8 protein-coding genes are annotated in these 12,861 nt (G+C 38.2%); all 8 read right to left on the bottom strand.

Features of this window, described 5'->3' with window-relative positions:
- Positions 1-141: 141 nt before the first annotated feature.
- The 8 genes from AC2VNP_RS14940 to AC2VNP_RS14905 all read right to left on the bottom strand — a co-directional run bounded on the left by AC2VNP_RS14940 (position 142) and on the right by AC2VNP_RS14905 (position 12,676).
- Positions 142-2,217: a sigma 54-interacting transcriptional regulator gene (locus AC2VNP_RS14940; protein ID WP_486918088.1), complete on the bottom strand. Its 2,076-nt coding sequence runs from the start codon at positions 2,215-2,217 to the stop codon at positions 142-144.
- Between the two features lie 247 nt (positions 2,218-2,464).
- Positions 2,465-3,634, bottom strand: a complete 1,170-nt coding sequence (gene iadA / locus AC2VNP_RS14935) for a beta-aspartyl-peptidase (protein WP_486918087.1) — start codon at positions 3,632-3,634, stop codon at positions 2,465-2,467.
- Positions 3,635-3,674: 40 nt separating this feature from the next.
- Positions 3,675-6,398 (bottom strand): cyanophycinase, encoded by a 2,724-nt coding sequence (locus AC2VNP_RS14930; protein WP_486918086.1) that lies wholly within the window; start codon positions 6,396-6,398, stop codon positions 3,675-3,677.
- The gene (locus AC2VNP_RS14925; protein ID WP_486918085.1) at positions 6,367-7,395 is read right to left on the bottom strand and encodes an ABC transporter ATP-binding protein; all 1,029 of its coding nucleotides are present in this window, start codon (positions 7,393-7,395) and stop codon (positions 6,367-6,369) included. Before AC2VNP_RS14925 ends, AC2VNP_RS14930 begins: the two co-directional genes overlap by 32 nt.
- Entirely contained in the window at positions 7,392-8,378 is a 987-nt protein-coding gene (locus AC2VNP_RS14920; protein WP_486918084.1) for an ABC transporter ATP-binding protein, read from the bottom strand. The genes AC2VNP_RS14925 and AC2VNP_RS14920 overlap by 4 nt, the downstream gene beginning before the upstream one ends.
- Positions 8,379-8,393: 15 nt before the next feature.
- A complete protein-coding gene (locus AC2VNP_RS14915) occupies positions 8,394-9,956 on the bottom strand; it encodes an ABC transporter permease subunit (RefSeq protein ID WP_486918083.1) in 1,563 nt (520 codons plus the stop codon).
- Positions 9,957-9,976: 20 nt separating this feature from the next.
- Positions 9,977-10,900: a nickel ABC transporter permease gene (gene nikB, locus AC2VNP_RS14910; RefSeq protein ID WP_486918082.1), complete on the bottom strand. Its 924-nt coding sequence runs from the start codon at positions 10,898-10,900 to the stop codon at positions 9,977-9,979.
- 165 nt (positions 10,901-11,065) lie between these two features.
- Positions 11,066-12,676, bottom strand: coding sequence for a glutathione ABC transporter substrate-binding protein (locus AC2VNP_RS14905; RefSeq protein ID WP_486918081.1), 1,611 nt, complete (start codon positions 12,674-12,676; stop codon positions 11,066-11,068).
- Between the last annotated feature and the right edge of the window lie 185 nt (positions 12,677-12,861).

Raw genomic sequence — 12,861 nt, 5'->3', positions numbered from 1 at the left:
AGTTTGTATGAGTATATTGAAACGATTAATGAAATGTTAGAAGAAGCCAAAAAGGAAACGAATGAAGAATCAACATAAATATTAGGAAATAAATAAAACAAAGAGTTCGAATTACACTTCGCGCTCTTTGTTTTTCTTCTGTTAATACACGGTTTGTATATATTTTTGACCTAATCTAGTTAAGCGGGTACCAAGTCTGCCTTTTCTTTTTTCAATATACCCTCGTTGCTCTAATTTATTTAACCTTAATCGGACTTGTTGTTCCGATAATGGTTGTACTTGCAGTTGAGTTTCCCTAGCTATTTTCTTACGGCTTACACTTTCTCCTTGTTGTTGCAGTTGATCAATTATTTTTAGTAGCGTTGTTAATTCTTGCTCATCCTCGTAGTGGAAATAAGGATCTACTGTTGGTTCATTTATAGGGGCAGAATATCTCTCTTCCTTGTTTATTTGGGGCGCCTTTTTTTGTTGGAAAAATCCCTCATCAGGAATGTCATGTAAACGAATAATATCGTCCTCACACACTGCTAGCATATAATCAATCGTATTTTTCAATTCTCTTACATTACCGTACCATTGATATTCTTTTAACTTATACAAAACTTGCGGCTCTACTTTCACATGAAATCTTCCACTTTGATTTATAAATTCTTGAACAAGCAAATCAATATCTTCTTTTCGTTTTCGCAACTCAGGTAAATGTAAGAAAAGTACTTTTAAGCGGTGATACAAGTCCTCTCTAAATTTGCCTTCTTCAATGAGTGCTAACAGATCTTTATTTGTAGCCGCAATAACACGGACGTCAATCGGAATAATTTTATTTCCGCCAATACGCAGCAATTCCTTTTCTTGAAGAACTCGTAATAATCTTGCTTGAACTTTCAGGCTGATATCTCCTATTTCATCTAAAAAAATGGTTCCACCATTTGCTTGTTCAAAAAGACCTTTTCTGCCTCCCTTTTTTGCTCCAGTAAAAGCCCCTTCTTCGTAACCAAACAATTCACTTTCTACTAAGTCTTCAGGAAGGGCACTAAAATTCACTGCTAAGAAGGGGCCTTTATTTCTGAGGGAAGCATTATGAATTGAGCTTGAAAACAACTCTTTGCCCGTTCCACTTTCTCCTTCAATTAAAATCGTCAAATCCGTCCGTGCAAGCTTATTTGCAACTTTTTTGACCTCTTGTAATTTAGGATGAAGTCCGATAATATCGTTAAATGAATATTTTGCATAATACCCCTTTTTTAACAATTCTTTTCGTAACTTCTTTTCAATTTCAACAGTTTCTTCAGCATCTTTAAAAGTAACAACAACAGTTTCCTCTGCTTCAATCGTAAACCGATGAACAATTACACTCCGATCTTCAATTGTAAAATAACGATCTTCTTCTTCCTGCTCATTTAATATGAACTGAACTAATTCTTTATGTGAAATAACATCTTGTATATCGCGATTGACGGCCTTTTTTACAGGCATACGTAAGAAACGTTCTAAAATTTCATTAAAAACAGTTATTTTACCATTACAATCGACGGCTAAAATACCATCATTTACTCCGTTTACCACTTTTTTAAGGTGTTCGGTCCTAATAGTCGCTTCCTGACTTAAACTGCCTAACTTTTTACTTAATTGAGTAATCGTTTTTATGTACTTTCCAGAGACTTGTTCTTGTCTCGCTTCAAGAAGTCCTAGACGATTTAAAATCGTAATTAACGTCGTAATATCAATTAGACGCGGTCCAATATTAATAACCTCTTCAACAAAAGAAGGGACCAGGTCTAATTCACCAGGTGTAATCGCAAACTTTACCGGTTCTTTCTGTTTTTTCCCTGGATAAAATGGAATGAAATCCAAGTGGTCAATTCCTAATTTTTCAAATGAAGAGATAGCTTCATTCACAGTCTCTAGATAATCATTTACATATAGCACCTTTTCACCTTTTGGTATTGAGTAAATCTTCTCTATATTTTGAAAATTTACAATGCGATGGGCGACAAGAACTGAGCAGTTTGCTCCAATATAAGGCTTTGCTTCTTCTTCTATAAGGTATGAAGATAAAATTACGAGCTGATTATGAACCGTGATTACTTCGTTCGTATCGACTGCATAGCTTCTCACTCGGATAAAATCTCCAAGAATCTCGTTCAATTGATCCGCTAATGTCTTTCTTGTTTCTTCTGAACCAGCTAACAGCGTGATTTCTTTTGTTTCAATGGCCATTCTCTCACCTCTCTCTTTTTATGAAAGGCTTACATGTTACTTAAACTACTAGTTCAAGTTTGCATTATACAAAGAAACACTGAACCATTTAAGGGGCAGCGTTTCTTTGTTTCTACTATTACTTTATTATAATAATATTTTGAATAATAATGAACGTTTATCTCGTAGTCTAAAAGAATGATATTTTTCAATCTATTTCGTGCAACACATATAAACTCCCTTAAATACTATTACTTTAGTATCTTTTTTACTCAAAAGTTCCTTTTACAAGTAAGTCTCGATCCCACAACATCTTCTGCCCTAATGCCATAACCGAATTTATTTCATAACTTTCCTCATCCAACAATACTAGATCTGCATCTCGGCCAACCTCAATGTATCCTTTTTGCGTTAGCTTTAGAATATCAGCTGGATTAGAAGTAATTACTTTTATCGCATCTTCCACTTTCACTCTTTCATTTATAATCGCATCCCTAACTTCTTGATAAAGAGAGGTTACCTTCCCAATTTGCAGGCCAATCAGCAGGCCGTCGTCATCGAACTCTGGGAGGCTCGCTTGACCATCTGAAGTAAAGGTAATCCTTTCAACTGGTACACCTGCACTTAACATCTCTTTTAAACCTGTACTGCACTTTACTTCTCCTTGTTCAAAAAACTGTGGAACACTAGAAGTCGTTAAATCGACATAGCCCCCATGAATAGCATATGCAATCCCTGCTTCAAACAGTTGCCGGTTTCGATTAATATGAGTAGGTAAAAACTGACGAATTGGAATATCTTTATTTTCAACAATTTCCTGCAGTAAAGATAGTTTAGAAGAACTATCGCCTATATGCACATTTACAATACCGGCTTTACCAGATAACATGCCACCTACACGAGCAGCTGCTGCAATTTTAGCTAACTCTTCACACGTTGGCTGTGAAGAACGGTGGTCTGAAATTGCAATTTCTCCTACTCCTATGACTTCTTCTATTAAAATAAGGTCATCCTCAATTTTCCCTGTTAATGTTTTGACAGGGACCTGATAGGATCCAGTGTGCACATAACAAGTAATCCCTTCTTCTTTTAACGCTTTTGCCTTTGCTATCAGACTTGTCATCGTTCTAGTTGTTCCATCTGTTCCGATAACACCAACAACTGTCGTAATCCCACCTAACAGTGCATCGGACAACTGTAATTCTGGTGTTCTCGTCCGGTAACTTCCTTCGCCGCCTCCACCGATAATATGAACATGATGATCTATAAAGCCAGGGACCATTACTTTTCCATTACCGTCTAAAACCTCAACAGAAGGAAAACACTCAACTGCGATCTCATCTTCAATTGCTCCAATTTTACGATCTACAATTAAGACATCCTTTTTTCCAAGATACTCTGGGTTGTAAACCTCAGCGTTCTTAATCAATTTAATCATTATTTTATCCACCTTTTATCCAATACTCTTCTAATAGACTTTACTCTGAGACTTTTTCCCAATCTGTATTTTCACCACCTACTTTTTTCCACGTTTCGGGAGGTAGAGTATTTCCGTTCATATCCTTCAAGTTTTGGATGGTAATCTTGTAACCAATTGGTATATCTTCTGTTGCTCTAACTTCAATTTCCAAGCTTTCGGGTAAGTAATCAGGTGACCAAGATACGTGAGTAAGCCCCTCTAGATCAATCGTTTCTTTCTTAACTGATACCGGGTCAATCGGTCCTGTAAATTGAATAAAGAACGTATCGTTATACGAATAAGTTTTCACACTTTCAATAGAAACAGGCTGTGGTTCTACTAGAGTATCTTGAGGGGTTAAATCAAGGATCATATTCATAATTGTTGGTTTCTTGTAGGCTTTTAAATCCCTTGTTGTAAAACTTTCATCACTTGTGTAGTTCTTAGTAAGCTCATCTCTTGACCACGTTAGATTATAGTTTGGCTGGTGATTGATTTCTGTAACAAACTCTTCTTGTAAACTATTCGCAAAAGCAATAAGTGACTTTGTCGTCTCATAATTTCCACCGAACAAATTTTGACTATTATACGAGTCACTCTCAGCTGAATCTACAACACTTTTATCTAAAGCTGGAATAACTTCCTTTGTACTAAAGTTATACTGGTCACCGGAAGTTAAATAGTGTAAGCGAACTCCTGTCGTTTCAAATCCCGGCTTAACACCTGGACCATTTACAGCAGCTTCTGAGCGGTCTAATATAAATACACCATTTAACCCAACAACTTCACCAACAGTTCCTCTCATTTGTAGACCTGTTCCTTCATCTAACCCGATCCCCAATGTATGACCAGTATCTCTCATACCTACTAAAAGGCGTCCTAATCGTCCGCGCGCATCAAAATGAGTATCAAACAGAATATCTTCTGCTAGGCCAATGCCAGGCATAAATAAGTTGTTTCCAGAGGTTGTCGGGTTTAAAAAACCTGTTAACGGAACATCATTTAACGTTTTTTCTTCTGTTTGATTAATTGTAAGAGAAGTCAAGCTGTCTCCTACACCAAACATCGGTTGACTCATTACATGAGCACCTGCACTTGTCCCTGCTACGACACCGCCATTTTCATACACATATTTAATTGCTTCTAATAAAGGTGATGGGGAATCATTGTCATTTAGCAAAGATCTCGCATGTTTTACTTGATCTCCACCTTGCAACATAACAGCATGACTGCTTTTTACTAAGTTAACAAAATAAGGGTCATGGGCAATAAACTCGTACGTATCAATCGCCAGTGGAATATAAACAGGCTCAAACCCCCAATTCTCAAAATCTTTCTTTAATGAATTATAAGGCGGGTCATCTAAATGAAAGTGATCATATGCCACATCGACAGAGTCTCTTGAACTATTAAAAATAGCAATTCTAGGCCTATCTACTGAAGCCGCTGATCTAATCGCTTCAAAGTAAGCGCTCACACTACTTGTTGAGCCACCAGCTGGAATTAATGTTCCTTTTCCATCACCAATGGTACTTAATGGCTTGGGCATTGGGTTAGTATTTATCATTTGAAATGACTTGGCTATACCAAAGTTTTGCGCTTCGCCAACGGCCAATACATAAGCGTAATATAGTCCAGTACCTAGTGATTTTCCATCAATTGTGAGTTGGTTCTCCCTAAAGTTAACCGCACTGCTACCAACCTCGTCTCTTGATTCAAGCTTGCCTCTTCCCTGATCAACCAACTCTTTTAAATGAGCTTTAGTTTTCCCTTCAAGTTTCGGTTCGACTAAGCGTGTTAATCCATCTTCTGAATAAAAAATAAAGTAATGTGTTACTCGATTGTCTTGTGGATGATCGAATGTTACCGCATAGTTCTCAATCTCTGTACCTTCCCCGCTAACTTGGACATTCACAGGAAATGGCATGATTTCAATTTTTCGATCTGCTTCTGACATTCCTAAAACCCCATTTGCTCCTAAAGTTGCTGCATACGCGACATACTCACCTACTTCTAGCGGCTTTCCCGTCATAATATCGAGTTGGCCTTCTCGAAACGTATTTCCGACTCCGTCTGCATAACTTAAATTACTAATTTTATAGATTTTATTTTTATGTTCACTACTTGTGTTCGAAGTTAAATAAGCTTCAATCTCAGCAGCCGATAAATGACGAACATAATTCCAAACATCCATATAGGCTTCTTTCGAATAGAACAGTAAGTAAGCTTCTACACCGTCCATGTTTCGTGCCGGGAAAAAACCTAATTGATAATGATGAATGGATGAACCTTCACCTGTTTGTATCAGTTTAACGTCCTGTAATTCATATTCGTTCTCTTTTTGAACAACAACCGTATACGTTTGTTCTATTCCATGTGTAGTTGCTACATCAATAGTAATGATGTTCTGATGGTTAGGTACTTCTAGTTGAACAATTTTATTCGCATTAGCTTTTCTGCCATTTATAGAAACTTTGGCATTTTTAGCTGTCGCTTCTATAATTAAGTCGACCTTGTTTCCATCACTGACAGTGGTTTTGTAGTTTAATATATCCTTTGAAAAAGGGGGATCGAGTTCCGCTCCTTGTATGGATAGGGATTGAAGTGAAGATTGATGTACATGATCAGGCATAGAACTCTTTTTCTCTTTTTCGTTCGCTAGAAAACTAGAAGGTGCAAACAGACTTAACACCGCTAGTAGTACCAACAATTTAGCCGATATATTGGTAAACGCTTTTCTCATCTTTACTTTCCTCCAATTGTAAGCCTTCATTTTCATACAAATGACAAGCAACACGATGTCCACCTTCTATTTCCTTTAATTCGGGCCGTTGTTCATGACAAAGATCCATCACTTTTGGACACCTGCCAACAAAGGCACATCCTAACGGTGGATCTACAGGAGACGGGACATCGCCTTGTAAAATAATTCGCTCTTTCTTTTCACGCGGGTTAGAAATAGGAATGGCTGATAATAAAGTCTCTGTATATGGATGCAGCGGGTTGTCGTAAATTTTATCAGTTTCCCCGATTTCTACAATTCTTCCTAAATACATAACAGCCACTCGGTTACATAGATGCCGAACCACACTTAGGTCATGGGAAATGAAAAGATAGGTTAATTTAAACTCTTCTTGTAAATCTTTTAATAAATTCAAAATTTGTGCCTGGATTGAAACATCCAATGCTGCAACAGGTTCATCTGCGATAATCATCTTCGGCTTTAATATTAAGGCCCGGGCTATTCCAATTCTTTGGCGTTGACCACCCGAAAACTCATGTGCATAGCGGTTGATAAAAGCCTTGTTCAACCCGCATACTTCCATGATCTCTTCTATCATTTTTTTTCTTTTATTTCGATCTTTTATCCCATGGGCTTTTAACGGTTCAGCTAAAATATTTTCTACTGTTAATCTAGGGTTTAAAGAAGCATAAGGATCCTGAAAGACCATCTGAAGCTCTTTTCGCTTTCTTCGCATCTCTTTAACGGATAAATCATTCAAATCACAGTTATCAAACATTATGCTTCCAGCTGTCGGCTTTACCAACTGAGTAATTCCTCTTCCAGTGGTCGATTTACCACAGCCCGATTCTCCTACTAGGCCAAGCGTTTCACCTTCACGAACGGAAAACGATACCTGATCCACAGCTTTGACATAGGTTGTTGTTTTCTTTATTAACCCTTTTTTTATAGGGAAATAAATTTTGAGATCTTTAACGTCAAGTAATGTGGATGTCATACTTCAACACTCCTATCTTGGTAAAGAAAACATCGACATGAATGTCCTTCTTTTAGCTGTAGTAATTGGGGGTCGTGTTCCCTGCAATAATCCATTACTTTGTCACAACGGTCTGCAAAGCGACAGCCTGTTATAATTGTTCCTGCTGGCGGTACTTGACCAGCAATCGAATAGAGTCGGTCTCGTTTCTCATGAATGTTTGGTATGGAACCAAGCAAACCTATAGTATAAGGATGCTTAGGATCATTGAATATCGTATCTACATCTGCTTGCTCTACAATTTCACCTGCATACATAACAATTACTCGCTCACACATTTCCGCGACAACACCTAAATCATGTGTAATGAACATAATAGACGTGTTTGTTTTTTCTTTTAACCCTCGCATTAAATCAAGGATTTGTGCTTGAATCGTCACATCCAATGCAGTTGTCGGTTCATCAGCAATTAGTAGCTGCGGCTCACATGCAAGTCCCATTGCAATCATGACCCTTTGTCTCATACCACCAGACAGTTGATAAGGATAGCTGTCATATATTTGTTCAGCTCTTGGGATCCCGACTAACTTCAGCATACTAATCGAATGCTCTTTCGCTTCTCTTTTTGAGATTTCCCGATGCAACAGGAGCACTTCATCTAATTGTTTCCCAATCGTAAAAACGGGGTTAAGCGATGTCATCGGTTCTTGAAAAATCATTGAAATGTCATTTCCACGAATCCGCCTCATGTCTCGTTCTTTTAATTTCAATAAGTCTTTTCCGTTATACTTTATTTCCCCACCTGCAATTTTTCCTGGTGGGGAAGGAATTAACCTCATGATCGATAGAGAAGTTACACTTTTCCCACAACCAGACTCTCCTACTACACCAAGCGTTTCACCTTCGTTAATATGAAAGGAAATACCGTTGACTACCGTTAATTCCTTACCGTCACTTTTAAAAATTACTTTTAATTCATTAACTTCTAACACTTTCTTAGTCATGTTGTCGTCATCCTCCTATTCTTTTAACTTCGGGTCAAGGGCATCTCGCAATCCATCTCCTAAAATATTAAAACTTAACACTGTAATCACAATAGCCAGCCCTGGAAAAAAGGTAGGATGAAACAGGTTTCCACTATTGTCTTTGGCTGCACTTAACATGGATCCCCATTCAGGTGCTGTAATGTCTCCTCCTAAACCGAGAAAGCTCAATGCCGCTCCTATTAATATCGCTACACCCACCCTCATCGTTAAAAAAACCATAACGACAGATAATGTACCCGGGAAGATATGTCTTAAGATAATAATTCGATCTTTTACACCAATTGATTTAGCTGCTTCAACATACGTCATTTCTTTAAGTGCTAAAGTACTTCCGCGAACTATTCGTATAAATATTGGAATGGTAAAAATAGCTACAGCAAATATGATATTTACTAACCCAGCTCCAAGGAACGCGATAACTGCAATAGCAAGAAGGATCCCTGGAAAAGCAAGTAATATATCCGTAAACCTAGTAATAAAACTATCAAACCTTCCGCCATAATAGCCTGCAATCAGTCCTAATGCTGTCCCAACAAAAGCACCAATAGCCACTGAAACAAACCCAATTAATAACGTTTCTTTTGTTCCGATAATAACACGGCTGAAAATATCACGGTTTTGATGGTCAGTACCAAAGTAATGTAGTTGCGATGGCGGTTGATGCTTATAGATATCGACTAAGTTTACTGCAGAAACAGTTGGAACAATGGATACGAGGACCGGGTTTACTTCTGCCACATTTGTTGGCAAGTGGACGACTGTAGAGGCATTTTCAGCTGATACTTTAACAAGTCCATCTCCTTCTCCCCTGACCGTTACAATACCTTCATTCGTTACTGATGCGATATCGCTTGTTAAAGAGACAATAGATAATCCTCCAGCTTCCATCGTTTCTTGTCCTCCTGAAACGAACCCGCTGCTTACAGATGCTTGTTCCTCCTCAACAAAGCTTTCTGCTAAAAAGGAACGAATTGATTTAATTCCCTTAATTTCCTCTCCATTTGATAAAATAGCAGTTAATTCTATTTCGTAGCGATCACCAGACTCTAAAATTCGGGTTGGTTGCTCCGCCTCTAACCTGATAATTTTAACTTCTTCATCATTAACGTCCTCTCCCGAAACATTCACTTGGATGATGGCTGATACATTTTCACTTTCAAGAATGGCATTAGTCGCGCCGCCTGTATTTGCACTGACGATGACTCCGTCACCAACTCTTCTAACAGAAGCAACTCTACGATTCTCACTTTCTACCTGTAACGTTTCAAACTTATCACTGTCTACTACAGTCCCGTCACTTAAAATGCCTTGAAGGCTGACTCGCTCACTCGTCAATTGATCGCTGTCTATTCCTCTTTCTTCGTATTGCATCGTAACTGGTCGATACGGATCGTAAGGAGCCAGCCAGTTTCCAAAGAGGCCAATGAAAACAATAATGGTTACTATGATAGAGGCAATGACTGCGAGGCGTTGTTTTAAAAACTTAGTTACAAAATTTTTGAAAGGAGAGTACGTCGAATATATTCTTTTGCTCATAGATCAATCTCCTTTTTCTTTTATTCGTATCGAATTTGTGGATTTAAAAATCCATAGCTGATATCTACTAACAAATTAACGACTAAAAACTGCATGGAAAACAATAAAATTAGAGCTTGAATAACTGGATAATCTCTCGAAAGTATGGCATCAATTAAATAGGAACCCAAACCAGGCCAAGCAAAAACTTGTTCCACAACAACCGCCCCACCGATTAAGAAACCGAATTGTAATCCTGTCATCGTAACAACGGGGATAAGGGCATTTCTAAGTACGTGACTCAAAATAACAACAGACTCTTTTTGTCCTTTTGCCCGTGCCGTTCTGACATAGTCTTCTCTCATTACCTCTAATACGCTTGAACGAGTAAAACGAACAATAGTCGCCGCAACCCCAAATCCGAGAGTAATCGACGGGAGAATAATATGCTGAAACGTGCCGCTACCACTTGTCGGAAACCAGCCAAGCTGAACAGCAAAGATTTGCATCACCATTAGGCCAAACCAAAATTCAGGTACACTTAACGCACTTATGGTTGAAACCATCCCTAATCGATCCCACACTGAATTTCTTTTTGTTGCCGAAATAATCCCAACAAATACCCCGATCATAATGGCCCAGAACATCGCCAATATCGTTAAGACAAATGTATATCCAAATCGTCTTATGATTTCTGAAGAGACATCTGTTTTCGTACGATACGAGGTGCCAAAATCAGCATGTACTACCATGTTATACATATACTTCCCATACTGAACGTATAAAGGATCATTGAAGCCTTCTCTCTCACGCAAGGACTCATAAGCCTGTTGATCAATCTCTGCTCCGTACATAATACGGATTGGATCACCCGGAGTAAGGTGAACAAATAGGAACGCGATTATCGTTATGATAAATAAAATAGGTATCATGCCAACTATTCTTCTAATAATATAATTTGCCAATACTTTTCACCTCTTCAATCTAAAGGCGAACCTTTGAGTTTTGAGAGTGACTCATAAAATTCTTGGCCCTTCTCCTTCACAATTAAACTACAGTTGCGGTTGAGGCAGCCGATATTACCTTATGAGTCACGCTCTTAGTAAAAAAAGTCTAAGTAACTGTTACTATTACTCCTTATCTGCTTGGTTTAAATGAACAGCTCCTGACGGTAATACGTAAATGCCTGTAACATTTTTACCCTTTGCAATAATCGTATCTGGGATGTGCAAGAATACCCACGGTGCATCTTCATAAATCTTCTTTTGTAAATCAGCATAAACACTTAACGCTTTTTCTTGATCCGGTGTACGTAAAGCCTCATCAAATAATTGATCTAATTCCTCATTAATATAAAAACCAGAGTTATTAAAGTTCGGCGGGACTCGATCGGATGCAAAGTTAGGGCGTAACCCATAGTCAGCTTCACCAGTTCCAGGCGACCAGCGTCCAATCCAAAGATCTGTATTCTCACCAGCATCCAGCATGTCAAACAATGTTCCGCTTTCATATGCTTGAACTTCAACATCTATTCCAATCTCACTCAGTTGAATGGCTACATACTCTGCAACAGAAACGAACTCAGTTGTATTTCTTGTCCAAAGAGTTGCCTTAAAGCCATCCTCTATACCTGCTTCAGCCATTAACTCTCTTGCCAAATCTTTGTCGTGCTCATAAATGCTTTGACCCGAATATCCGTAAACTGCTGGTGCAATAGCGGAAGCAGCGATTTGACCATAACCATCAAGGATTTGTGCAATCAAAGCATCTTTATCCACTGCATGGTTCATCGCTTGACGCACTTTTAAATCTTGATATTTATCTTCCTTAAAGTTCATACCAATATAAAACACATCTGTAGAAGAGCCTACATATAAATCAATATCAGCATCGTTTTCAAGCTCTGCTGCATTAAGAGTCGGTATTGGATAAATTAAGTCGACTTCACCTGTTTTTAACATATTGACTCGTGTACTTGCCTCTACGACAGGTCTGAAAGTGATGCTTTCCACTCTAGCCGCTTCACTGCTATTCCAATACTCTTCAAATTTACGAACAACAACGTGTTCACTATCTCTCCATTCATCAAAAATAAACGGTCCGGTTCCCACAGGATTACGGTCTAAGTTGTAATTTTCGTCTTCTTTCTTCTTAGCGATTTCTTCGATTGATTTAAACGAAGCTGAAGCATGCGCCATGTATGATGCCATGGCTGAGTTCGGTTCATCTGATTTAATCGTCACACTGAACTCATCATTTACCACTACTTCACTAATAAATGAGAAAAATGATGCACGTGCTAAACCATTATCACGATCGCGGACAAAGTCTAGATTTTCTTTTACTACTTCCGCATTAAAAGCAGTACCATCGTGGAACGCTACACCTTCTTGGAGGGTGAATGTAATCTCTGTTGCGTCATCGTTATAGGTGTAATCTCTAGCTAACACAGGAACTAACTCCATATATTCATTAAACCTTAGTAAGCCTTCGAACATCGTACTTTGGACTGTTGCTGAGTTACCATCTGTCGTATTAAAAGGATCTAACGATGTCGGTTCTGCCTCTATACCAATTGTCAGCTCTTTTCCTTCAGCTGCCTCCTCTGTTATACTCTCTTCAGTTTGGTCATCCGTTTCAACACTTTCCTCCGTCGTTGGGTTGGAGCTGCATGCTACTGCACTGGCTAACAGCATAAATAATAATAAGCAAAACAATAGCCATTTACTTTTTTCAACCACTTACTATCTCCCCTTTTTCACTTAAATTTTCTTTCACTATTTTTAATGCAATGATCGTGCCAAATTAATTGCGCATTTAAAATATTCTGAAAAATAGTGTGGGTTTTATGCTTAATCGTACTCGTATCGGTTGCTGCTAGCTTTATAGATATGTATATAAAATTATAATCACTTCTCTAATGGTT

It is taken from the genome of Alkalihalobacterium sp. TH-98, assembly GCF_057473385.1.
Note: the sequence above shows the minus strand (reverse complement) of the source record. Positions and strands in the feature narration are given on the sequence as shown.

Bases quoted from the DNA above. Each gene is read 5' to 3' on its own strand.
- AC2VNP_RS14920 (WP_486918084.1), bottom strand. From the start codon at position 8,378: ATGACTAAGAAAGTGTTAGAAGTTAATGAATTAAAAGTAATTTTTAAA.
- AC2VNP_RS14940 (WP_486918088.1), bottom strand. From the start codon at position 2,217: ATGGCCATTGAAACAAAAGAAATCACGCTGTTAGCTGGTTCAGAAGAA.
- AC2VNP_RS14925 (WP_486918085.1), bottom strand. From the start codon at position 7,395: ATGACATCCACATTACTTGACGTTAAAGATCTCAAAATTTATTTCCCT.
- AC2VNP_RS14930 (WP_486918086.1), bottom strand. From the start codon at position 6,398: ATGAGAAAAGCGTTTACCAATATATCGGCTAAATTGTTGGTACTACTA.
- iadA (WP_486918087.1), bottom strand. From the start codon at position 3,634: ATGATTAAATTGATTAAGAACGCTGAGGTTTACAACCCAGAGTATCTT.
- AC2VNP_RS14915 (WP_486918083.1), bottom strand. From the start codon at position 9,956: ATGAGCAAAAGAATATATTCGACGTACTCTCCTTTCAAAAATTTTGTA.